The sequence below is a fragment of the Qipengyuania proteolytica genome (assembly GCF_019711565.1).
GTDB lineage: Bacteria > Pseudomonadota > Alphaproteobacteria > Sphingomonadales > Sphingomonadaceae > Qipengyuania > Qipengyuania proteolytica.
The window spans coordinates 474,491-498,419 of sequence record NZ_JAIGNN010000002.1 but is presented as its reverse complement, the minus strand read 5'-3'; the positions used below and the strand labels follow the sequence as shown (position 1 = coordinate 498,419).

The window sequence follows — 23,929 nt, the reverse complement described above, 5'->3', positions numbered from 1 at the left end:
GTCCGTGAAATCTCTCGGACACTCATGCAGCTAACGCAGGACCCACGCAAATGTTCTCAGGCTCGATTCCGGCTCTGGCGACTCCTTTTCGCGACGGATCGTTCGACGAGGCCGCTTTCCGCCGGCTGGTGGACTGGCAGATCGACAACGGTTCGAGTGCGCTGGTGCCCTGCGGCACGACGGGCGAGGCCTCGACCCTGTCCAATGCCGAACACCACCGCGTGATCGAAGTATGCGTCGAACAGGCGGCCGGGCGCGTGCCGGTGATCGCGGGATGCGGCAGCAACGACACCAACAACGCCCTGCTGCACATGCGCTTTTCCAAGAAGGCCGGAGCGGCCGCTGGCCTGTGCGTAGCCCCCTATTACAACCGGCCGAGCCAGGCGGGCCTGATCGCCCATTTCAGTTATCTTGCCGAAAACAGCGACCTGCCGATCGTGCTCTACAACGTGCCCGCGCGCACCGTGACCGATATCGAGGACGAAACGGTGGTCGAACTGGTGACCAAGTATCCCGACCGGATCGTCGCCATCAAGGATGCCAGCGGGGACCTCTCGCGCGTCGCCGACCATCGCATGGGTATCGGCCACGATTTCTGCCAGCTGTCGGGCAATGACGAACTGTGGCTGCCGCACTCTGCCGCCGGTGGTTCCGGCTGCATTTCGGTTACGGCCAATGTCGCCCCCGCACTGTGCGCCGAATTCCATGCGGCGATCGACGCCAACGATCTGGTCAAGGCGCGCGAAATCAACGACCGGCTGTTCCCGCTGCACTATGCAATGTTCTCCGACGCCAGTCCGGCGCCGGTTAAATACGCGCTGAGCCGCGTTCACGACTGGATCGAATGCGACGTGCGCCTGCCGCTCGTGAACGCGAGCGAAGCCAGCCGAAAGGCCGTCGACGAGGCGCTGGAGATCGCCGGGCTGATCTAGCCCGCTCTTTCCTTTTCGCTCCGCCGCGCCTAGATGCGCCCACCATATGGCACGCCCCAAACCCGAGACCTTCGACAAGCAGAAAACCGTCGCCGAAAACCGGCGTGCGCGGTTCGATTATGCTGTCGAGGACAAGTTCGAGGCCGGGCTCGCGCTGCAAGGGACCGAGGTCAAGGCGCTACGGGCGGGCGAGGCGAGCATTGCCGAAAGCTATGCCGAAATCCGCGACGGACAGGCCTGGTTGATCAACGCCAACATTCCCGAATACAGCCACGGCAACCGGCTCAACCACGAGCCCCGGCGGCCGCGCAAGCTGCTGCTCCATGCGCGCGAAATCCAGCGGCTGCTGGGCGCGGTCGAACGCAAGGGCATGACCCTGATCCCGCTCAGCATCTATTTCAATCGCACGGGACGGGCCAAGGTCGAACTCGGCCTCGCCAAGGGCAGGCAGTCGCAGGACAAGCGCGAATATATCAAGGATCGCGACTGGCAGCGGGACAAGGCGCGGCTGATGCGCGAGCGCGGCTGATCCGCAGCCGTCGAATTCCGGCGATGGCCATTGTGCATTCATCGCACTTCGCTAGTGCGCCGGCCTTGCACTCGCTAGTCGGGCGGCGCATTTCCGAATCGTGGCCATGAGCAACCCAAAGTCGAAAACCTTCCTGGCGGACCTGATCCGCAAGTATATGCCCACGCGCGAGCAGATGGCGCAGAACAAGTATCTTGCGCCCATCGCCCATCGCTTCCTGACGCCCGAATTGTGGCGCTTCACCCGCCGCAGCGTGCCGCGCGGCGTGGCGCTGGGAATCTTTGCCGGCTTCATCATCCCGGTCGGCCAGATCTTCCTTGCCGCCTTCATGGCATTGCCCGCCCGTGCCAATGTGCCGCTGTCGGCGCTGGTCACCTTCATCACCAATCCCTTCACCTTTCCCTTCTGGGCCTGGTTCGCCAACCGCCTGGGTGCCTTCATCCTGAAGGTGGACCTCGGCGTAACCGGCGGAGCCGCGCAGGAGGAGATGGCAAGCGGTCGCTGGGCTTGGCTGATCGAAATGTTCGAAGGGGTCGGCGTGACCGTGCTGGTGACGATCTTCGGCTTCATCGTGCTCGCCGTCGTCGGCGCGGCGATCGGCTATCTCGTGGCCGGCTTCGTCTGGCGGTTCATCGTAGCATCGAAGCGCCGTCGTCGCCTGCGCGCCATGGAGCGGCGCCTCGACGAGCGCCTCGCGGAGGGGACTGAATGAGCGTGCAGGACGACAACACCATCGGTCGTCTTCCCCCGCTTCCCCTGATCCTCGGGGTTGTGGCTGCCTGCGTGATTTCCGTTGCGCTGGTGTGGCTGGTGGCCGGGGCGACAGTCGTGGCGATCGCGTATGGCGGCGCGCTGGTTGCGGTGCTGCTGATGCTGCTGCTGGCGGCAAGGCTGCGCACCGGGGCTGTCGAGCAGGACTTGGGTCTCCCCGACTGGTCGGTCACCGCCGCGGCGATCGAGAACAGTCGCCGTGCGCTGGCCGTGACCGATCGTGCGAACCGCCTGACCTGCGCCAACACCAGTTATGAAGAGTGGTTCGAAAGGGCCGCCGCCCCGCTCGAACTGCCCTTCGCCCCGAAATCGCGCGAGCGCCTGATGATCGCCGCGCGCGAAGCATGGCGCGACGGCAGTGCCGAAGTCGAGCTGTTGACGTTCGAGGGCACGGACAAGCGTTTCCGCCTCAAGGTCGACCGGGCAGGCCGGGCGGAGGATTTTCTCGTCTGGCGCTTCGCCGAGATCATCCAGCGGCGCAGCTACGACGGGCTCGTCGACCAGGTTGCGGGGCCGCTTGGCGAGGTGATGTCGCGCGCCGGGCTGGAGCTGGCGCTGGTCGCTCCGGACGGGGTCGTGCAGGCGGCGACGCAGGGCCTTGCCGAGCGGGCGACGGGGGGCAGCCAGGCATCGCTGGTCGGCATGGAGTTCGTGCAATTGCTCCGCTCGGACGACCGCGACAGGATTTTCTTCGCGCGCGAGGGCCAGCAGGGCTCGCCGCAGACCCTCGTCCACGTACCGCTCGACCTGCCGACGGCTTCGCGCGTGAGCGAGGCCGACCAGGCCCCTTCGCTGATGCTGCTGGTCGACAGCACCGTGGGTATCGGAAGCGGCTGGGACGGCGGAGGCAAGGCCGCGATCCCGCAGCTCGAGGCCTTGTTGTCGGCATTGCCGCTGGGCCTTGCGCTGACCGATCGCGACGGGCGTTTCCTGTTCGCCAACAAGGCCTTCCTGCGCGCCGTCGAGCGCGAGAGCGAGGGACTGCCGCAGTTCCCGTCCGACCTCGTCGTGCGCGAAGACAAGGCGGCGATCGCCGACACCGTGCGCCGGTTCGCCAAGGGTGCGAGTTCGAGCGGGGACATGGCGGTACGCCTGTCGGGCGACAAGGAAGAGCCGGTTTCGATCGGGCTCGCGGGCATTCGCGGCATGGGCGATGCGGCCGTGCTGCTTTCGATCACCGATTCGACCGAAGAGAAGCGCCTGCGCCGGCAGGTGGCCCAGGCGACCAAGATGCAGGCGGTCGGCCAGCTCGCCGGCGGTGTCGCGCACGACTTCAACAACGTGCTCACCGCGATCATCGGTTACTGCGACCTCATGCTGCTGCGCCACACACCGGGCGACAGCGACTACGACGACATCCAGCAGATCCGCGCCAATTCCAATCGCGCGGCCAGCCTCACGCGACAGCTGCTCGCCTTCAGCCGCCAGCAGACCCTGCGGCCGGTCGTGCTGCAACTGCCCGACGTGGTCAGCGAGGTCAGCCAGCTCCTCAAGCGCCTGATGGGCGACAAGATCGAGTTCGCCGTGCGCCACGACCGCGAGCTGGGGCCGGTGCGCGCCGACCCTCAGCAGCTGGAGCAGGTCATCATCAACCTCGCCGTGAATGCGCGCGACGCGATGCAGGCGCATGCGGCCAAGACCGGACGGCAGGACTGGAAGGGCCGCCTGACTCTCGCGACACGGCGAGTCTCGGCCCGCGACGTGCGCAAGATGGGTAGCGATATCATGCCCGCCGACGACTACACGGTGCTGATCGTGCAGGACACCGGCGGCGGTATCCCCCCCGATATCCTGAGCAAGATTTTCGAGCCCTTCTTCACAACCAAGGAACAGGGCAAGGGCACCGGCCTCGGCCTGTCGACCGTCTACGGCATCGTCAAGCAGTCGAACGGTTTCATCTTCGCCGACAATGTCCGCGGGACCGATGGCACGATCACCGGCGCGCGCTTCACGGTCTATCTGCCCGTCCACAAGGGCGAACTGCCGATCGCCATGCGCAGCGAGGAAGAAGCCGAGCAGAAGGCCAGCGAGTGGTCCGGCGGCGGCAAGCTGCTGCTGGTGGAGGACGAGGACATGGTTCGCGCCGTCGCCGAGCGAGCGCTGGTGCGCGCGGGCTATACCGTGACGACTGCTTCCGACGGGGAGGAGGGCCTTGCGGAGGTGGCGAACGGAACCGAGGATTTCGACCTCATCGTCTCCGACGTGGTCATGCCCGCGATGGATGGTCCGGCAATGGCGCGTGCGATCCGGCGGGTTAAGCCGAAACTGCCGATCCTCTTCATGTCGGGCTATGCCGAGGAACAGCTACGCAACGAAATCGACATCGACGCGATGTATTTCATCCCCAAGCCGTTCAGCGTGCAGCAGATCAACGCCATGGTTGCCGAAGTTCTGGCGGCGCAACGCGACGGGTAGGTCAAGGCCGGCTACGGCCATTGGAACAAAACGCGAAAAAAATTGCGTTCGGGGATTATCCCCTTGCGACAAGTAAGGCAATCTGCTACAAGGGCTTATGAGCAACAAAGCCCCCACCCTTCGCCAGTTTCAAGACCGCTTCCCCACCGAGGATAGCTGCCTAGAGCACCTTAAGCTGGTGCGCTTTGGCGAGCGTCACGAATGCGAAAAGTGCGGCAAGGATGCGCAGTTCTACCGTGCCAAGAAGCGCCGCTCCTACGCTTGCGAGCATTGCGGCCATCAAATCTACCCGACCGCTGGCACGCCCTTCCACGCGACCCGCACAAGCCTGCGCGATTGGTTCTACGTCATGTTCCTCTTTTGCTCGAAGCGGAACGGCGTGGCGGCAAAGGAAGTCGAGCGCCAGATCGGCGTGACCTACAAGACCGCTTGGCGCATGTGCCATGAAATCCGCAAATACATGGCCATCGTGGGCGGTGACGAGCCGCTTGGCGGTCCGTTCAAGACTGTCGAGATCGACGAGACGTTCATCGGTGGCTATCGCCGCAACGGCATGGGCGGGGCTGGCAAGACTGTCGTGCTGGGTATGCGCGAAAAGAAGGGCAACATCGTCACCCGCGTCGTGCCCTCACGCAAGAGCGGCGACATGCTTCCCCACATCGTCAGCCTCGTGAAGCCCTACAGCGAAGTCCACACCGATACGCTGCGCTCCTATGGCGGTCTCGGCACCATCAAGGGCTACTGGCACAAGCAGGTCGATCACAGCAAAGAAGAGTATGTCAGCGCCACGGGCGTGACGGTGAACGGGATTGAAGGCTTCTGGGCGCAGCTAAAGCGCTCGATCAACGGCACTCACATTCACGTCAGCGCGAAGCATCTTCCGAAGTATCTGGGCGAGTTCGAGTTTCGTCACAATCGGCGTCACCGTCCCGAGACGATGCTTTCCGAGCTGATGACGGCTTTTCAGCGCTAGGGCCTGTCATCGCCTTTAGCAGGCGGTCAAACTTGTCATGGTCCATGTCGAGTATCCTTGATAATCCCCCAGACATTGAGGCCCACAAGGCCCATTAGCAGAAAACCCAAAATACCGATACCTAGCGCTCCCCACCAAGCAAGGTTGGCATAGGCTTCCCATTGAGCCAGAGCTGTTGCTGGGATCGTCTTTCGGTCGGCGAGGTCTAGCGCCTGCTTAGCGTTAAGCCAGAAGCCGAACAGCCATCCAGCCAAGGACAGTGTGAGAGCTGAGCTAGCTTGAAGACCGCCAAGCGTCCAAAGCTCTCTAGATGTGACAGGATATTCCCTCATTTCACGCACACCAGGTGTGCGATTGAACCCTGACGCCCCACCTCGGAGAGGTTTGTTCGGCGCACTAGTGAGATTCGGCGTGCCGTCAGCCATTGCCGTCTCCCCAAGGTGGTGGAATATTGATCGGAGGCGGCGGGGGCGAGGCGACAAGGGGCTGTAACCCCAAGACCCACGCAACATGAAAGTCCATAAGTCCGCAACTCGCACAGTAAGTCACCACCGAGGGCAAGCGAAAGTGAGGATCGGACGCATTGAGCGTATCTGATCGATTTCCCGCGAGTTGAGGGCTGACGTAATACTTGTCCGATCCGCAGGAGCGACAAACCGGCCTTCCGCCGTTGGCTTGCCAAAGAGCCGCAAGCTTGCCTTGAACAAGCTGCATTTCGAACTCGGTGAGCGTTCCGTCTGGTAGAGGCATACCCCCTCATATCACCGCCCTCCGAAGAGTCGATTCTGGGGTAACTTGTCCGAAGGGGATAATCCCCTTGCGTTCCCTACTTGTTCATTGAGAACAAAGCCGATACATCACGTGGCAGTTGAAGAGTCGAGGGCGGCTCTTTGCAAGTGCAGGAGGTGATGTCATGGCGGCCAATCTGAAGCTCGTAGAAGGAAAGCAAGTGGACGCAGACCGTCAGAAGGCACTCGACGCCGCACTCGCGCAGATCGACCGCGCATTCGGCAAGGGTTCGGCGATGAAGCTGGGCTCGAAGGAAGCGATGAATGTGGAAGCGATCTCGACCGGCTCGCTCGGTCTCGACATCGCGCTCGGCATCGGCGGCCTGCCCAAGGGCCGCGTGATCGAGGTCTACGGCCCGGAAAGCTCGGGCAAGACGACGCTGGCGCTGCATGTCATCGCCGAAGCGCAAAAGAACGGTGGGACGGCCGCCTTCGTCGACGCGGAACACGCGCTCGATCCGGTCTATGCCAAGAAGCTGGGCGTCGATATCGACGAGCTGATCGTGTCGCAGCCCGATACGGGCGAACAGGCACTCGAGATTACCGACACGCTGGTCCGCTCGAACGCGATCGACGTGCTGGTGGTCGACTCGGTCGCCGCACTGGTGCCGCGCGCCGAGATCGAAGGCGAGATGGGCGACAGCCACGTCGGCCTGCAGGCGCGCCTGATGTCGCAGTCGCTGCGCAAGCTGACCGGCTCGATCAACCGTTCCAAGTGCATGGTGATTTTCATCAACCAGCTGCGCATGAAGATCGGCGTGATGTACGGCAATCCGGAAACCACGACCGGCGGCAATGCGCTCAAGTTCTATGCCTCGGTCCGGCTCGACATCCGCCGCACCGGCCAGATCAAGGATCGCGACGAGGTGATCGGCAACGCGACGCGCGTGAAGGTGGTCAAGAACAAGGTCGCCCCGCCGTTCAAGCAGGTCGAATTCGACATCATGTATGGCGAGGGCATTTCGAAGATCGGCGAGATCCTCGACCTCGGCGTGAAGGCCGGAGTGGTCGAGAAGTCCGGCAGCTGGTTCAGCTATGACAGCGTCCGCATCGGCCAGGGCCGCGAAAACGCCAAGACGTTCCTCAAGGAAAATCCCGAGATGTGCGCCAAGTTGGAAGCCGCGATCCGCGGCCGCACCGACGAGGTGGCCGAAGAGATGATGACCGGTCCGGACGCGGACGAGGACTGATATCTCTTCAAGCGGGAGCGCGCTGCCCAATCCCCCGGGCCAGCGTCCCAGCCGGACTGTCCCCCGGCGCTCCCGAAAGAACGGAAAGCCGGTGCGCGCCTACCTATGGCCGCACCGGCTTTTCCGTATGCGGCTCTCTTTGCTGGCGGGCTCCCGGGGCCTCGCCTAGGGTCGCGCCCGAATCGAGCGATGGCGCAGCCAGGCCATCGGCCAGCAGGAGAGACCCATGACGATTACCGTCCATCACCTCAACAACAGCCGTTCGCAGCGCATTCTCTGGCTGCTCGAGGAACTGGGGGCGGACTACGAGATCGTCCACTACCAGCGCGATGCCGAGAGCAATCTCGCCCCGCCGGAGCTGAAAGGCCCGCACCCGCTCGGCAAGTCGCCGCTGATCGAGGACGACGGCGTGCGCGTGGCCGAGAGCGGGGCGATCATCCAGTACCTGTGCGAGAGCCACGGCGGCGAAAGCTGGCTGCCCGCGACCGATACCGAAGAGCACATCCGGCATCTCGAATGGATGCAGTTCGGCGAGAGCAGCTTCTTCGTGCCCGTGATGATGCGCATCATGGCCGGCCGCCTCGGCAATGCCGCCGCGCCGATCATGCCGCGCATCGACGAACAGTTCGCCGCGCATGTCGCGTTCATGGAAGAGGGCATCAACGATCACGGTCACTTCGTCGGCTCCGGCTGGACCGCCGCCGACGTCATGATGAGCTTTCCCGCAGAAATCGCGGTGATGCAGGGCTTTGCCGAGCAATGCCCGAAGACCGTCAAATTCGTCGAGGCGGTCCATTCCCGCCCTGCCTGGCAGCGTGCGCGGGAGAAGGGCGGAGCCTACTTCATCTGGTAGGTTAACCCCTTTGGCGGACTTGCAAAACCCGCCACCACCCCACACAAGACAGGCACTCAGCCTGCGGGCGCAAGTGACCGGACGGCACGGACAAGAACATGAAAATTGCAGTCTTCGGGCTTGGTTATGTCGGGCTTTCCAATGCGATCATGCTGTCGCAGCATAACACGGTGGTGGGCTACGACATCTCCGCCGATCGCGTGGCTCTGCTCAGCGACCGCAAATCGCCGATCCAGGACGATCTGGTCGAGGAATACCTCACCCACGACGATCTCGATCTCGCCTTTACCACCGATTTCGCCGCCGCCATCGGCGGGGCCGAATTCGCCGTAGTCGCCGTGCCGACTAATTACGATCCGGAGACCAACTTCTTCGATACCTCTGCGGTCGACAGCGTCATTCGGCAGGTCCTCGAAGCGAATGACGCGGCGGTCATCGTCATCAAATCCACCATCCCCGTGGGCTTCGTCGCAAATGCGCGCCAGCAATTCGGCACCGACCGCATTATCTTCAGTCCGGAATTCCTGCGCGAGGGCAAGGCGCTCTACGACAATCTGCACCCCTCGCGCATCATCGTCGGCGAGCAGTCGGATCGGGCGCGACGCTTCGCCGACCTGCTGCTCGAACCGGCGCTCGACGACGACGTACCGGTCCTCCTCACCGATCTCGAGGAGGCCGAGGCGATCAAGCTGTTCGCCAATACCTATCTCGCCATGCGCGTCGCCTTCTTCAACGAGCTCGACAGCTATGCGCTCTCGCGCGGCATGGACACGCGCCAGATCATCGAGGGCATTGGTCTCGATCCGCGAATCGGTTCGCATTACAACAATCCGTCCTTCGGCTATGGCGGCTACTGCCTGCCCAAGGACACCAAGCAGCTGCTGGCAAACTACTCCGAGGTGCCGCAGAACCTGATCCGCGCGATCGTCGACGCCAATCGCACCCGCAAGGATTACCTCGCCGACCAGATCATCGCGCGTGCGCCGAAAACGGTCGGCGTCTTCCGCCTCGTGATGAAGGCTGGCTCGGACAATTTCCGCCAGTCCTCGATCCAGGGCATCATGAAACGCGTGAAGGCCAAGGGCATCGAGGTGATCGTCTACGAACCGGTCATGGAGGATGACCGCTTCTTCGGCAGCCGGGTCGAGCGTGACCTCGCGCGGTTCAAGTCTCAGGCCGATGTGATCGTTGCCAACCGCCTCGATCCCGCGCTCGAGGACGTTAAGGACAAGGTCTTTACCCGCGACCTGTTCGGGGCCGACTGATGGGCGAGGCGCGCACCGCCCTCGTCACGGGCTCGGCCGGTTTCATCGGCTATTTCGTGTGCCGCCGCCTGCTCGCCGACGGGTTCCGCGTCATCGGCATCGACAGCCTCAGCGACTATTACGAGGTCGAACTGAAACAGCGCCGGCAGGCGAATCTGCTGCAGAACCAGGGCTTCCGTGCGGTCAACGAGCCGATCGAGACGCCCGGCCTGCTGATGGACCTTTTCGCCAAGGAACAGCCCGACGTCGTGGTCCACCTCGCCGCGCAGGCGGGGGTGCGTTACTCGATCGACAATCCGCGCAGCTATCTCGAGAGCAATCTCGTCGGCACCTTCGAACTGCTCGAAGCGGCGCGGGCACATCCGCCGGAGCACATGCTGCTTGCCTCGACTTCCTCGGCCTACGGCGCGAATACGGAGATGCCCTATCGCGAGACGATGAAGACGGACCACCAGATGTCCTTCTACGCTGCGACCAAGAAGGCGACCGAGGCGATGGCGCATTCGTACGCGCACTTGTTCAGCCTGCCGGTGACCATGTTCCGCTTCTTTACCGTCTACGGGCCGTGGGGCAGGCCGGACATGGCGCTGTTCAAGTTCACCCGGGCGATGCTCGCTGGCGAGCCGATCGACGTCTACAACCACGGTGAGATGATGCGCGACTTCACATATGTGGAGGACCTGGTCGAGGCCATCCGGCGCCTGATCGACACGCCGCCGGTGCGGCCCGAAAGCGCCGAGGACATTGCCGAGGGCGACAGCCTCTCGCCCGTCGCGCCGTGGCGCGTCGTCAATATCGGCAATTCGCAGCCGGTCCAGCTGGGCGACATGATCACGGCGGTGGAGGATGCGCTGGGCATCGAAGCGAAGCGCAATCTCATGCCGATGCAGCCGGGCGATGTCCCGGCGACCTGGGCGCATGCGGAACTGCTGAATTCGTTGACCGGCTACGTGCCGAAGACCGATATCCGCGACGGCGTGCGCCGCTTCATCGAATGGTACCGCGACTACTACCAGGCATAGGGCGATGACCGATCGATCCGAATGGACCGGCCGCGTCGGCGAGAGCTGGGCGCGGGAATGGCAACGCACCGATCGCAGTTTCGGGCCCGTGACCGATGTCTTGCTCGCGCAGGCGGAGGCACGGGATTTCGCCAGCGCCGTCGATATCGGCTGCGGTGCCGGGGAGATGACGCTCAGGCTTGGCGAGAAGCACCCCTATGCGCGCGTGCTCGGTCTCGATGTTAGCGAGGATCTGGTAGAGCAAGCCCGGGGGCGGACCGCCGGGCTTCCCAATGTACGTATCGAACTGGGGGATGCCGCGGGGTGGCAAGCGCGGGAGGGCGAGCGGCCCGACCTGCTGGTTTCTCGCCACGGGGTGATGTTCTTCGACGACCCCGTCGGGGCTTTTGCCAGTCTCGCACGGACGGCGCAAACCGATGCCCGCCTCGTCTTCTCGTGCTTCCGTGAGCCGCGGGAGAATGGCTGGGTGCGCGCCCTGCGTTCCGCGCTCCCGCGGCAGGACGGCCCGCCCGCCGATCCCGATGCGCCCGGGCCCTTCGCCTTCGGTCGCAGCGAGCGGATCAGGCAAATCCTGTCCGACGCCGGTTGGCGAGATATCGCCATCGAACCGCTCGATTATCCGATGCTGGTGGGCGAGGGCGGGGATGCGATCGAGGACGCGCTATCCTATTTCCTCCGCATCGGCCCTGCGGCGCGCACCGTCGCCATGCTCGAGGGACCGGAGCGGGAAGTGACGCTGGCGCGCCTGCGCGGCGTTGTCGAGGACCACGACGAGGCGGGACGCGTCGCCTTGCCCGCTGCCGCTTGGATCGTCACCGCCCGCGCGCCCGCCTGATCGGCTGCACAGCACAGTCTGACCCGCCTTTCCTGCTTGTCGGTCGCGCGCCGATTGCCTAACTGCGCCTCCATGACCTCGACCAACGACATCCGCCGCAGCTTCCTCGACTATTTCGCGTCGAACGACCATGCAGAGGTTGCGAGTGCGCCGCTGGTGCCCTTCAGCGATCCCACGCTGATGTTCGTCAACGCCGGCATGGTGCCGTTCAAGAATGCCTTTACGGGCCTCGAAACCCCGCCTGCGCCGCGCGCCGCCAGCGCGCAGAAATGTGTGCGCGCCGGGGGCAAGCACAACGATCTCGACAATGTCGGCTATACCGCGCGGCATCACACTTTCTTCGAGATGCTCGGCAATTTCTCCTTCGGCGATTACTTCAAGGAGCAGGCAATCCTGCATGCCTGGACGTTGCTGACGAAGGAGTGGGGGCTGTCGAAGGACCGGCTGACCGTCACCGTATACCACACCGACGACGAGGCTTTCGACCTCTGGAAGAAGCTCACCGGCTTCGGCGACGACCGGATCATCCGCATCCCTACCAAGGACAATTTCTGGGCCATGGGAGCAGACGGCCCGTGCGGTCCGTGCTCCGAAATCTTCTACGACCACGGCGACCACATCTGGGGCGGCCCTCCCGGGTCGCCGGAAGAAGACGGCGACCGCTTCGTCGAGATCTGGAACCTCGTCTTCATGCAGTTCACGCAGGAAAACGACGAAATCGTAGGTAACCTGCCCAAGCCGAGCATCGACACCGGCATGGGGATCGAGCGCGTCGCGGCGGTGCTTCAGGGCGTCCACGACAATTACGATACCGATACGTTCAAGGCGCTGATCGGCGCGAGCGAGAGCCTGACCGGCGTCAAGGCCGAGGGCGACAAGACGGCCAGCCACCGCGTGATCGCCGACCATCTGCGCTCGACCAGCTTCCTGCTTGCCGATGGCGTGCTGCCGAGCAACGAAGGCCGCGGCTACGTCCTGCGCCGCATCATGCGCCGCGCCATGCGGCATGCGCACCTGCTGGGCGCGAGCGAACCGCTCATGCACCGCCTCGTGCCTGCGCTGGTCACCGAGATGGGGCAGGCCTATCCCGAGCTGGTGCGCGGACAGCCGCTCATCCAGGAAGTGCTCGAACGCGAGGAAGCGCAGTTCCGCCGGACGCTCGACAAGGGCCTCAAGCTCCTCGATGAGGCAACCGCCGACATGCGCGAGGGCGACACGCTTCCCGGTGAGACGGTGTTCAAGCTCTACGACACCTACGGCTTCCCCTACGACCTGACCGAGGACGCGCTGCGCCCGCAGGGCATCGCGGTCGACAAGGCTGGCTTCGACGAGTCGATGGCGCAGCAAAAGGCCGCTGCGCGGGCCGCGTGGAAGGGCTCGGGCGAGGCGGCCAGTGAGGAAGTCTGGTTCGACATCGCCGAGCGCGAAGGCTCGACCGAGTTCACCGGCTACAGCTCGACAACGGGCGAGGCGGCCGTGGTCGCGATCGTCAAGGACGGTGCCGAAGTGCAGCAGGCGGGTGAGGGCGACGCGGTCGTGATCCTCACCAACCAGACGCCCTTCTACGGCGAAAGCGGCGGCCAGACCGGCGATGCCGGCCGCATCTGGACGCCCGAAGGGCTCGAGTTCGCGGTCGAGACGACCAACAAGCCGCTCGGCCGCTTGCATGCCCACGTCGGCAAGGTTGGCAAGGGCAGCGTGAAGGTCGGCGACGCCGTGCATCTCGTTATCGACGCCGAGCGGCGCGACCGCATTCGCGCCAACCACTCGGCGACGCACCTCGTCCACGCGGCGCTGCGCAACCGCCTCGGCGGGCATGTCACGCAGAAGGGCTCGCTGGTCTCCGACGACCGCTTCCGCTTCGACTTCTCGCACACCAAGCCGCTGAGCGACGAGGACATCGCCGCGATCGAAGCCGAGGTAAATGCCGAGATCCGCGCCAACGAACAGGTCTCGACCCGGCTGATGACGCCCGACGATGCGGTCGCGGCAGGAGCACTCGCGCTGTTCGGCGAAAAGTATGGGGACGAGGTTCGCGTCCTCTCGATGGGCCGCAAGGGCGACGAGAACCGCAATTATTCGGTCGAATTGTGTGGCGGTACGCATGTGAAGGCAACCGGCGATATCGGCGTCTTCAAGATCGTCTCCGAGAGCGCGGTCAGTTCCGGTGTGCGGCGTATCGAGGCGCTGACCGGGGAAGCGGCGCGCGAGTGGCTGGTCGCGCGCGACGAGGCCGTCCGCGCTATCGCGGCGGCGCTCAAGACCTCGCCCGACGAAGCCCCGCAGCGCGTGTCGGCACTGGTCGAGGAGCGCAAGCGGCTCGAGAAGGAACTGGCAGAGACCAAGCGCGCACTGGCGCTCGGCGGGGGCGGTTCGGGCGATGCCGCGCAGGCCGACGAGATCATCGGCGGCGTCACCTTCTCGGGTCAGGTCATCGAAGGCCTCGACCCCAAGGAACTGCGGCCACTGCTCGACGAGGCGAAGACCCGCATGGGTTCCGGTATTGCGGCGATCTGTGCGGTGAACGATGGCAAGGGCGCCTTCGCGGTGGCTGTCACCGATGATCTCACCGAGCGTTTCAGCGCGGTCGAGCTCGTGCGTCTCGGCGTCGAGGCACTCGGCGGCAAGGGCGGCGGCGGCCGTGCCGACATGGCGCAAGGCGGCGGGCCGGACGGTTCGAAAGCGCAGGATGCGCTCGCCGCGGTGCGCGAGGCACTTGCACGCGAAAACGCCTGACAGGCGCGAACCTGCCAGGCGTTTCTCTCCTCTCTCGGGAGGCGTTCAGGCGTTGGGGGTGGATTTGGTCGTAGGCTCGGAACCGTGGGCCACGTCGTAGCCTTCGGTGTCCGCCGGGGGGCCACGCAAATCGTCGGGCGCCGTGTCCTTCAATGGGCCCTTCACGTTCTGCGGCTTGAACTTCTCGCTGTTCGGTGTCGGCTTGGTGGGATCTGCGTCGCTCATTGCTGTCTCCTTCACCCAAACAACGCATTGGTAAGGCAAAGGTTCAGGCCTCGACAGTGCTCGAGCGCAGCTTGGGCTTGTAGTCGAGCGCGCCTTCCTTCTCGATCTGGGCACGGAATTCGTCGCGCTTCTCGTGGATCGAAGCGATGACCGGGCCCATCGCCACGCCGATATCGACCAGCACCGCTTCCGATAGCTGGAGGGAGCTCTCCAGCGTTTCCGGCACCGCATGGCTGGCGCCAGCGCGATAGAGCTCTGCCGCGTGCCGCACGTCGCGCGCGCGGCACACGATCAGCAGGTCCGGATGTTCCTTGCGGAGCTTCCCGACAAGGCGCTGCACCAGCACCGGTTCATCCATCGTCAGCACCACGGCGAGCGCATTTTCGACCCCGAGCCGCGACATGGCATCACCGCGGCCCGCATCACCGAAAGTGGCCCGATACCCTTGCCGTTTCGCGCGCTCGATGAGGTCCGGATTGGAGTCGATCGCGACATAGGGCTTCTCGTGCGCGGCCAGCATCTGCGCGATCAGCAGGCCGACACGCCCTGCACCGATGATGATGACGCGCGGTTCGCCTTCGTCGCCCTCGTCGAGCTCGGGGATGGGCTCGACGCGTCGAGCGATTGCGCGCCCAAGCATAGCGAGGAGCGGCGTAACGGTCAGGCCGATGGCGGTAACGATTTGCCAGAATTGCGCCGTCCCAGGCTGGATCAGCAACGCCGAACTGGCCGCCGCAAGTACGATCAGCGTGGTTTCCGAGGGGCTCGCCATGAGGATGCCCGTCTCCGCCGCCGTGCTTCTTCGCGCGCCCATCAAGCGGAGCAGCACGCCGGTCACCAGCGCCTTGAACACGAGAATGGTCACCACCGCGGCGAGGATCATGCCGAGATTTTCCCAGATCGTGGCAAGGTCGATGCTCATGCCGACAGTGATCAGGAAGATCCCCAGCGCAAGGCCCTTGAAGGGCTCCATAATGCCTTCGACCTCGCCGTGATATTCGGTCTCTGCGATCAACAGGCCTGCGATCAGCGCACCGACGATTGGCGACAGGCCGACGGCGGCGGTGGCGAGGCTCGCGCCGATGACCACCAGCAGCGATGCGGCGAGGAACAGCTCCGGGCTCTTGGTGCGCGCCGCCTGGCCGAACAGTTTGGGCAGGGCGAAGCGCCCCAGCACCATCATCGCGGCGATCACGAGGCCGCCCTGCCACAGCGTCGTCAGCAGGCCTTCCCAGCCTTCCGCCTCGGCATTGGGCGCCATCGCGCCGAGAATGAAGATGATCGGGACAATCATGATGTCTTCGAACAGCAGCATCGCCAGCGCCGCGCGTCCGACGGGCGAATGCGTGCCCGCGATCGGCAGCACGATCGCGGTCGAGGAGAAGGCCAGCGCGAAGCCCAATGCCAGCGCGCCGGTCCAGTATTGACCCATCATCGACAGGAAGATCGCCGCGCAGGTGCCGATCACCAACAGCTCCAGCGCCCCGAGCCCGAACACGAGCCGCCGCATCTGCCAGAGTCGGTTGAAGCTCAGTTCGAGCCCGATGCCGAACAGAAGCAGGATGATCCCGAACTCTGCAAACAGGTCGAGCGAATCCGGGTCGGATATGGTGATGTGATTGAGCCAGGGATGCTCGAACACCATCCGCCCGAGCCCATAGGGACCGACCGCGATGCCGATCAGGATGAACCCGATGACCGGAGTGATGCGGAAGCGCGTGAACACCGGGATCACGAGCCCGGCCGCGCCCAGGATCACCAGCGCATCGGACAGGGCGGGGGAGGCAAGTTCGGCGGAGGCCATGTGCTTCTATTAAGAAGCTTTGGCGTCGCTGTCACACTGACAATCGCGGATTTCTCCGAATTTACGTAATCGGCCTCCGCCGTGCGCAGAGGCTACCGGTTTTTTCGGCTGGAACCGTCGGCGGTGGTAGCACGCCGTTGATCACAACATCGCGAACGTATCCGTCGTGGAAAGCAAGTCCTTGCTATCAGCCAACGGCGCAGCGGCGACCGATGAATTGATGACCTGGAAGTCACCAGCCGCAAGCAAGGCTCCTGCTGTCAGCTTCGCAAAAAGCTGCGCTGCCTGAATACCGTTGCCATCTGCGTCATACCAGACGTTGCCGGTGGCCTGGTCGTAGATAATCCGGTCGTCGGCGTCTGCGGCGGCTGTCCCGATGCGGAAAGCGGAGGCAGCAAGCGATCCGGTTCCGGCCAGTCGCGAAAAGGCACCGGCAAGGTCCAGTCGTATGATGTCTGCTCCGGATACGAAGTCCGTCAGGTTGTCGGCGTTTGAGGCACCCGCAAGATCGAAGTAGAAAATGTCGGAGCCCGAACCTCCTGTCAGTGTGTCCTGACCGGCCCCGCCAGCGAGGAAGTCGACCCCGTTGCCCCCATTGAGAGCGTCGTTGCCGGCCTCACCGTAAAGACGATCCCATCCGGCAGCACCGTCTAGCGAATCGTTACCATTGCCGCCGTAGACAATGTCGCTGTTACCCTCGCCGAAGACGGTGTCGTCACCGTCACCGCCGTAGAGCAAATCTTCTCCGGTTCCGCCCTGAAGACGGTCATTGCCGGAGTCGCCAAACAGCTCATCCGCGCCCTCGTCTCCCAGAAGCCAGTCGTTTCCGTTGGCCCCGTAAAGCTTGTCATCACCCTCGCCGCCGCGCAGCCAGTCCCAGCCATAGGATCCATCGAGAATATCGTTGCCGGCATCACCGTAGATCAGGTCGCTATTCCCGCCGCCCGACAGGCGGTCGTCACCATCTCCGCCGCGCAAGGTGTCTTCACCGAGACCACCATCGATTATGTCATTGTCGGCGCCGCCTTCAAGAATATCGTTGCCGTCTTCACCAGCGATCCAGTCATTCCCGCTTCCGCCTCGCAGGATATCGTTGCCGTCGCGTCCGCGAAGCCAGTCCCATCCTCCGCCACCTTCGATCTGATCGTTCCCAGCTCCACCGATCAGGAAATCGCCACCGTTTCCGCCAAAAATGAGATCGTCTCCGGCACCGCCGTCGATCGTGTTCTGGCCGTCGTTTCCATAAATCGTATCCGCGCCGGATCCGCCAATCGCGTTTTCGATCACGGTCCCGCGAGCGATCACGACATTGCCGACTTCACCGCCCACGCTCGAAAATGCTTCCTCGTTGAGATTGATAGTCTGGCTCTGCGAATATCCGCTGTAGTCGAGCGTATCGGTGCCGCCGCTATCCACAATAGTGTAGGCCGCGTCGGGTACGATGGTGGCATCGTAAATATCCCGTCCGGCGTTGCTGTTGAAGCCATAGGTGGTGTTGCCGAGCCGGGTCGTTGTCGAGAGGCCGTACAAATTGCCGATCGCTACGATGTCGCCGTTCATCGGCGTGGTGACAAATGCGCGGGTAAAGCCTTGTCCACTGAAGTACGTGTTCTCGGTCTGGCTGAAATACGACATGACCGTCGTCGCCCAGCTATCGTTGAGATAAAGCGCATCGACGGGATAATCCGCGCTGCCATTGTAATTGCCAGCGTGTCCCAGGCCGAGCGCATGTCCGATTTCATGGAGATAGGTCTGGAAGGAATAGGAGTTGAGAGAGGGCCCGTAATTCGCCAGCCAGTCGGCCGAGATGTTCACGGTCGACGAGACGATAACGCCACCGGATGTGCTCGAGCTGGCATAGGCGCCGCTTTCGGTGTCCTGGAACGTTATCTCCGCACTGCCCACGACGGAAACGAATTCAATACCGGTGACATCGCCCCACAGCAGCAGGGCCTGTTCGGCGAGATACTGGGCGTCCGCCGGCATTGCCGATACGTCGTAGGTGAGCTGCCCGTCGGTGCCGACATTCCACGAGCGCTGCGACCCGCCCCAATATCCATTGGTAAGCTGAAGCGCGATCTCGTCGTAGCTGTACACCGTCAGAGGCGCGGATTCGGTCACTTCGATGGTGTATTCGCCGGTCTTGTTGTTGCCGAACGAATCGGCCTCGATGTAGAAGGTTCCGCCGGACCCGCTGGTGAAGCGAAGATAGGAATTGTAGCCGGAACCGCCATCGTCATTGTCGGCTAGCAAATTGCCGTTTGAATCGTAGACGCGCAGATAGGTGTCGCTCACAGGGCTCGCACCCGATCCGAAGAGCGAAATGTCGATCGTATCGCCGGCCTGGAGAGTGATCCTGAACCAGTCGGTATCTCCGGCGACTTCCAGCTCATCGGTCACGCTTCCGCCGACGGCGATGGTTGCCGTGGTCGATGTGTCGCCGGGAATGTCGACGCCGTTGGCGTTGGTCGCAAGCGACGCCGATCGTTGCGGGGCGGACGTGTCGTCCTTCGCCGCGCAGCAGCCGCATGCGCATGCGGTTTCGTGCCCGAAATCGAAGTCGCGCACATCGATCGCCGTCAGCCCGAAAGGAGCGGCGAGCGACATCGTGCCGTAATCTTCGAATGCGCGATAATTCTCGAGCGCCGGCGCGCGATGAAACATGGAAACCCTCCAGCAAACTCGGCCGCATGTCCACTGCGGCCGATCGTCCAGGCAGCAATACCCCGATCCACTTTCCCAAGCCTTAATATCGTCCGGGTTCGGGAACTCAAACCAACCCGTCGCCATAAAACGGACGCTCGTCCGATTTCCTGAAGCATGCAGGCCGAATAATTACGTGGACGCGGAGACGGCGCGCGTGTTGGGCGGGTATTGCAGGATGTCTTGAGCCGCTGCGTAATGCTGCAACTTAGATGGAAAAGCGGTTAGCCGCCCCCAAGCCCGGCCGGGCCTAGCGGTTCACGGCGCGGACGTGCCTTGCCGTGGTGCTTCTCTCCCTGATCCCACTCGATCCGGTATAGATCGAAGCGCCGGTCGGCGAGGTTGCGCACCGTGCCTTCGGCGCGCGCCCAGCTGAGGTCGGCGAGGTTCACGTCGCTGATGGTCAGCGTCTCCACGTTCTCGGTCGATTCGGCGGCGATGCCGTCGCGGGCGAAGGGGAAGTCGCAGGGCGTGAGGATACAGCTCTGCGCATACTGGATGTCCATGTTTGCGACATTGGGCAGGTTGCCGACATTGCCGCTGAGCACAACGAAGCACTGGTTCTCGATCGCGCGGGCCTGCCCGCAATAGCGGACCCTGAGATAGCCCTGGCGGCTGTCGGTGCAGAAGGGCACGAAGATGATCCGTGCGCCTTCGTCGGCAAGGCGGCGGCTGAGTTCGGGGAATTCGCTGTCGTAACAAATCTGCACGCCGATCGGTCCGCAATCGGTCTGGATCACATCGATCTTCTCGCCGCCCTTGATGTTCCACCAATACCGTTCGTTGGGCGTCGGGTGGATCTTTTCCTGCTCGTGCACCGATCCGTCGCGCAGGCAGACATAGGCGACATTGTGGATGTCGCCGTCTTCCATGCGCGTGGGGTGCGATCCGGCGATGATGTTGATGTTGTAGCGCATCGCCATGTCGGAGATGTCCTGCTTCAGCTTCGGCGTATATTCCGAAAGCCGCTCGATCGCCTCGACCGGCGACAGCTCCTTGGGCTCGAAGCTCAGCAGCATCAGCGTGAAGAGTTCGGGAAAGAGGATGAAGTCGCTCTCGTAATCGCTTGCGACGTCGATGAAATATTCGATGGTCGAGAGGAATTCCGCATAGTCCGTCACCGCGCGCGCCTGCAGCTGGCAGGTCGCCACGCGCACCGATTCCACGCCGCGCGGGAGGCGCTTCTTCACCGGCTGGTCGCGGTCGACATAGGGGTTGCGCCAGACCATCATGATCGCATTGGCTTCTGACGCCTTGTCTTCAGGCAGGTAGCCGCGCATCACGCGCTCGGGCTCGAAGCCGTTGGCCAGCTGGAAGCGCAGGACCGGATCGTGCAGCTTTCCGGCCACGACCTGCTCGAGATAGTCCTCCGGCCCCTTCACCTTGCGCTTGTTGCGGCGATAGTTGGGCATGCGGCCGGCGAAGACGATGCCGGTCAGATCCTTTTCTTCCGCCAGGGCGCGGCGCTCTTCATAGAGGCGCCGCCCGATGCGCACGCCACGCACTTTGGGATCGACGCACATTTCGTAGCCATAAAGCCAGTCGCCTGTCGGGTCGTGGCGGCTGCCGAAGCCGTTGCCGGTGATCTCGTCCCAGTCGTGGTCCTGGAAGGCGAGGGCTTCCGCCACCTGCATGGTGGCGCAATAGCCGACGACCTGCTCGTCCAGCAGCGCGACGAAGCAGCCCTCCTTGAAGTTGTTGATCTGCCCGCGGATCTCGCCGTGAGTGTAGGCGGGCATGTCCTCGTAAACCCGGCGCACGAGGTTCGCGATACCGGGAATGTCCTTGATCATGGCATTGCGGATCTCGAGCCGGCGCTGGCCGAACTTTTCGCTGCCCTTGCGCCGTGCGCTCGTCTTCTTCGCTGGTGTCTTGGCCACCGTGCCCCCCCTCTTTCATTTCGTCGAATACGAAAAATCCGGGACCGGCGCTGGGCCGATCCCGGATATCTCAGCCTTGTTCAGGCAATGCAGTAAGGGTGAGGGTGTTCCTCAGGACCAGTTCGCCATTTCCTTTTCGAGGTTCTCGAAGATGGCCTCGAAGAATTGGTCGGTGGTCATCCAGCTCTGTTCGGGGCCGATGAGCAGCGCAAGGTCCTTGGTCATCTTGCCGCTCTCGACGGTCTTGATGCAGACCCGCTCGAGCGTCTCGGCGAACTTCACCACATCCGGCGTGTCGTCGAACTTGCCGCGATACATCAGGCCGCGGGTCCAGGCGAAGATGCTGGCGATCGGGTTGGTCGAGGTCGCCTTGCCCTGCTGGTGCTGGCGATAATGGCGGGTGACGGTGCCGTGGGCGGCTTCCGCTTCCACGGTCTTGCCGTCGGGCGTCATCAGCACCGAGGTCATCAGGCCGAGCGAGCCGAAGCCCTGCGCGACCGTGTCCGACTGCACGTCGCCGTCGTAGTTCTTGCAGGCCCAGACGAACTTGCCGTTCCACTTCAGCGCCGAAGCGACCATGTCGTCGATCAGGCGGTGTTCGTAGACGATGCCGGCTTCCTTGAACTTCTGGGCGAAGCCTTCGGTGTCGAACACTTCCTGGAACAGGTCCTTGAAGCGCCCGTCATAGGCCTTCAAGATCGTGTTCTTGGTCGACAGGTAGACCGGCCAGCCGAGGTTGAGGCCGTAGTTGAAGCTGGCGCGCGCGAAGTCGCGGATCGAATCGTCGAGGTTGTACATCGCCATGGCGACGCCGGCGCTCGGGAAGTCGAACACGTCGAGATCGATCTTCGTGCCGTCTTCCCCATCGAAGACGAGGCGCAGCTTGCCCGGGCCCGGGATCAGCGTGTCGGTGGCGCGATACTGGTCGCCGAAGGCATGGCGGCCGACGACGATCGGGTCGGTCCAGCCCGGCACCAGACGGGGCACGTTGTCGATGACAATCGGTTCGCGGAAGACCACGCCGCCGAGGATGTTGCGGATCGTGCCGTTGGGCGACTTCCACATCTTCTTGAGGTGGAATTCCTCGACGCGGGCTTCGTCCGGCGTGATGGTCGCGCATTTCACGCCCACGCCGTACTGCTTGATCGCATTGGCAGCATCGACGGTGATCTGGTCGTCCGTCTCGTCGCGCTTTTCGACCGAGAGATCGTAATACTTAAGGTCCACATCGAGATAAGGCAGGATCAGCCGCTCGCGGATCCACTGCCAGATGATGCGGGTCATTTCGTCGCCGTCGAGCTCGACAACGGGGTTCGCAACCTTGATCTTGGCCATCGTTTTCCTGTCGTTTCGAATAAGATTGCGCGCGCTTTAGCAGAGGGACGCGCGAGGGCAAGGGAGGGGCACCGGGCATTCGCAGCGACGTTGCGGCGCGGCGCACCATTTTTCCATTAACATTCGGGCAGATCGCGCTAGAAGGCATCCCTCGACCCTGTGCCAGTGCATGGGTTTCGTCCGACAACAATAACCAGTCGCGCCCCACACGATCATCAAACCGACGGGCGGAGCGCCGGAAGTGCATTTGGAACACGTTCAGACAGTCGTTGCGCAACCCGCCATGGAGCAGCGGCGGGTCCAGCTGTATCTGGTGATGCTGCTCGCCGATGCAGCGATCGTGCTGGGCAGCTTCGTGCTTGCCGGCGGCGTCTATCGCGACCAGTGGCCGCTGCCCTTCGCGCTGTCGATGGCATGGGCCTTCCTGCCGATCTTTCTCGTTATCGCGACCTACCAGCGCTGCTATTCGATCCGCGCGCTCGACGAGGTGCGCTTCGCGATCGGCCAGGTCGGCCTCGCACTGCTGATCTCCGCGATGCTGTGCACGGTCATGATCTTCTATGCCAAGGCGGCGACCGATTTCTCGCGCGTCATGCTTTCGCTGGCGCTGATGTTCTCCTTCGTCGCGATGGGGGCATTTCGCCTCGTCATGCACAAGCTGCTCCGGATGTACTACGGCCCCAGTGTGAGCGGCGTGCTGCTGGTCCTGGATGGCGGGCCGAGCATCGAACTACCCGGGGCGCAGGTCGTTCACACTCACTCGATGGCCGAAGCCGAAACGCAGAGCTTCGATATCTCCGGCGCCAATGCGGATCCCAAGAGCCTTAACCAGATCGGTCGGCTGATGCGCGGCATGGACCGGGTGGTAGTCAGCTGCGAAAGCGAACGCCGGCCGGAGTGGGCGCGGGTGATGCGCAGTGCCGGCGTCCGCGGGGAAGTGCTGTCGGTCGCGATCCAGGAACTCGGCGCCATCGGGCTGGAGCGGGAAGGCGGTAAGACCCTGCTGGTGGTTTCGTCGGGCCCGCTTGCGCTCCATGCCCGCCTGTTCAAACGCGCGATGGATCTCGCGATCACCGTTCCGGCGCTGCTCGTTCTCAGCCCCATCATGCTTGCAGTGGCCCTGCTCATCAAGCTGGAGGATGGCGGCCCGGTGTTCTTCGTCCAGCCGCGTATGGGGCAGCACAATTGCCTGTTCGACATGCTCAAGTTCCGCTCCATGCGGGTCGAGAAGCTCGATCACGACGGGACGCGTTCGGCATCGCGCACCGATGACCGGGTCACCCGCATCGGGCGTTTCATTCGCCGGACCTCGATCGACGAACTGCCCCAGCTGATCAATGTCTTGCGTGCCGAAATGAGCCTCGTCGGACCGCGTCCGCATGCGCTCGGCTCGCAGGCAGGCGAAAAGCTGTTCTGGGAAGTCGACAGCAATTACTGGCAGCGCCATTCGCTCAAGCCCGGGTTGACCGGCCTTGCTCAGGTTCGCGGCCACCGCGGTGCGACCGAAACCGAGACGCACCTGATCGACCGCCTCGATGCCGATCTGGAATATATTCGCAACTGGTCGCTGTGGGGCGATATCAAAATCCTGTTCGCCACCGTCCGCGTGCTCGTGCATCCGAATGCATATTGAGAAATCTGAGAAACTTTTTGGAAACCATGCGCGTATAGGT

The 23,929-nt window shown here is 63.4% G+C and carries 18 protein-coding genes; 12 read left to right on the top strand and 6 right to left on the bottom strand.

Going from position 1 to position 23,929, the window contains the following annotated elements; translation table 11 throughout:
• The first annotated feature begins 50 nt into the window (after positions 1–50).
• The 5 genes from dapA (at position 51) to K3172_RS11270 (ending at position 5,620) form a co-directional block, all read left to right on the top strand.
• The gene (gene dapA / locus K3172_RS11290; protein ID WP_221590089.1) at positions 51–932 is read left to right on the top strand and encodes a 4-hydroxy-tetrahydrodipicolinate synthase; all 882 of its coding nucleotides are present in this window, start codon (positions 51–53) and stop codon (positions 930–932) included.
• A 46-nt stretch (positions 933–978) separates the two neighbouring features.
• On the top strand, positions 979–1,461 hold the full coding sequence (gene smpB / locus K3172_RS11285; RefSeq protein ID WP_221590087.1) for an SsrA-binding protein SmpB: 483 nt from the start codon (positions 979–981) through the stop codon (positions 1,459–1,461).
• A gap of 106 nt (positions 1,462–1,567) precedes the next feature.
• On the top strand, positions 1,568–2,173 hold the full coding sequence (locus K3172_RS11280) for a DUF2062 domain-containing protein (protein ID WP_247718150.1): 606 nt from the start codon (positions 1,568–1,570) through the stop codon (positions 2,171–2,173).
• The gene (locus K3172_RS11275) at positions 2,170–4,647 is read left to right on the top strand and encodes a hybrid sensor histidine kinase/response regulator (RefSeq protein WP_221590085.1); all 2,478 of its coding nucleotides are present in this window, start codon (positions 2,170–2,172) and stop codon (positions 4,645–4,647) included. The genes K3172_RS11280 and K3172_RS11275 overlap by 4 nt, the downstream gene beginning before the upstream one ends.
• Positions 4,648–4,744: 97 nt before the next feature.
• The gene (locus K3172_RS11270; protein WP_221590084.1) at positions 4,745–5,620 is read left to right on the top strand and encodes an IS1595 family transposase; all 876 of its coding nucleotides are present in this window, start codon (positions 4,745–4,747) and stop codon (positions 5,618–5,620) included.
• Positions 5,621–5,655: 35 nt separating this feature from the next.
• Here K3172_RS11270 and K3172_RS11265 read toward each other — a convergent pair whose 3' ends face one another.
• Positions 5,656–6,045, bottom strand: coding sequence for a hypothetical protein (locus K3172_RS11265; protein ID WP_221590082.1), 390 nt, complete (start codon positions 6,043–6,045; stop codon positions 5,656–5,658).
• Between the two features lie 488 nt (positions 6,046–6,533).
• Here K3172_RS11265 and recA point away from each other — a divergent pair, with 488 nt between their 5' ends.
• From recA to alaS, 6 genes are all read left to right on the top strand, one after another.
• Entirely contained in the window at positions 6,534–7,598 is a 1,065-nt protein-coding gene (recA, locus tag K3172_RS11260) for a recombinase RecA (protein WP_221590080.1), read from the top strand.
• A gap of 226 nt (positions 7,599–7,824) precedes the next feature.
• The gene (locus K3172_RS11255; protein WP_221590078.1) at positions 7,825–8,451 is read left to right on the top strand and encodes a glutathione S-transferase family protein; all 627 of its coding nucleotides are present in this window, start codon (positions 7,825–7,827) and stop codon (positions 8,449–8,451) included.
• A 98-nt stretch (positions 8,452–8,549) separates the two neighbouring features.
• Entirely contained in the window at positions 8,550–9,716 is a 1,167-nt protein-coding gene (locus tag K3172_RS11250) for a nucleotide sugar dehydrogenase (RefSeq protein WP_221590076.1), read from the top strand.
• On the top strand, positions 9,716–10,738 hold the full coding sequence (locus K3172_RS11245; protein WP_221590074.1) for an NAD-dependent epimerase/dehydratase family protein: 1,023 nt from the start codon (positions 9,716–9,718) through the stop codon (positions 10,736–10,738). The genes K3172_RS11250 and K3172_RS11245 overlap by 1 nt, the downstream gene beginning before the upstream one ends.
• A 4-nt stretch (positions 10,739–10,742) precedes the next feature.
• The gene (locus K3172_RS11240) at positions 10,743–11,573 is read left to right on the top strand and encodes a class I SAM-dependent methyltransferase (protein ID WP_221590072.1); all 831 of its coding nucleotides are present in this window, start codon (positions 10,743–10,745) and stop codon (positions 11,571–11,573) included.
• A gap of 72 nt (positions 11,574–11,645) precedes the next feature.
• Positions 11,646–14,309 (top strand): alanine--tRNA ligase, encoded by a 2,664-nt coding sequence (gene alaS / locus K3172_RS11235; protein WP_221590070.1) that lies wholly within the window; start codon positions 11,646–11,648, stop codon positions 14,307–14,309.
• Between the two features lie 45 nt (positions 14,310–14,354).
• Here the strand turns inward: alaS and K3172_RS11230 are convergent, their stop codons facing one another.
• The 5 genes from K3172_RS11230 to K3172_RS11210 all read right to left on the bottom strand — a co-directional run bounded on the left by K3172_RS11230 (position 14,355) and on the right by K3172_RS11210 (position 22,256).
• The gene (locus tag K3172_RS11230; RefSeq protein WP_221590068.1) at positions 14,355–14,534 is read right to left on the bottom strand and encodes a hypothetical protein; all 180 of its coding nucleotides are present in this window, start codon (positions 14,532–14,534) and stop codon (positions 14,355–14,357) included.
• Between the two features lie 43 nt (positions 14,535–14,577).
• Entirely contained in the window at positions 14,578–16,338 is a 1,761-nt protein-coding gene (locus tag K3172_RS11225; protein WP_221590066.1) for a cation:proton antiporter domain-containing protein, read from the bottom strand.
• A gap of 141 nt (positions 16,339–16,479) precedes the next feature.
• Positions 16,480–19,002 (bottom strand): M10 family metallopeptidase C-terminal domain-containing protein, encoded by a 2,523-nt coding sequence (locus tag K3172_RS15690; RefSeq protein ID WP_221590064.1) that lies wholly within the window; start codon positions 19,000–19,002, stop codon positions 16,480–16,482.
• Between the two features lie 263 nt (positions 19,003–19,265).
• On the bottom strand, positions 19,266–20,834 hold the full coding sequence (locus K3172_RS11215; RefSeq protein WP_247718217.1) for a bifunctional GNAT family N-acetyltransferase/carbon-nitrogen hydrolase family protein: 1,569 nt from the start codon (positions 20,832–20,834) through the stop codon (positions 19,266–19,268).
• Between the two features lie 198 nt (positions 20,835–21,032).
• Positions 21,033–22,256 (bottom strand): NADP-dependent isocitrate dehydrogenase, encoded by a 1,224-nt coding sequence (locus tag K3172_RS11210; RefSeq protein ID WP_221590061.1) that lies wholly within the window; start codon positions 22,254–22,256, stop codon positions 21,033–21,035.
• A 283-nt stretch (positions 22,257–22,539) separates the two neighbouring features.
• Here K3172_RS11210 and K3172_RS11205 point away from each other — a divergent pair, with 283 nt between their 5' ends.
• Positions 22,540–23,889, top strand: coding sequence for an exopolysaccharide biosynthesis polyprenyl glycosylphosphotransferase (locus tag K3172_RS11205; RefSeq protein ID WP_247718149.1), 1,350 nt, complete (start codon positions 22,540–22,542; stop codon positions 23,887–23,889).
• The last annotated feature ends 40 nt before the right edge of the window (positions 23,890–23,929 follow it).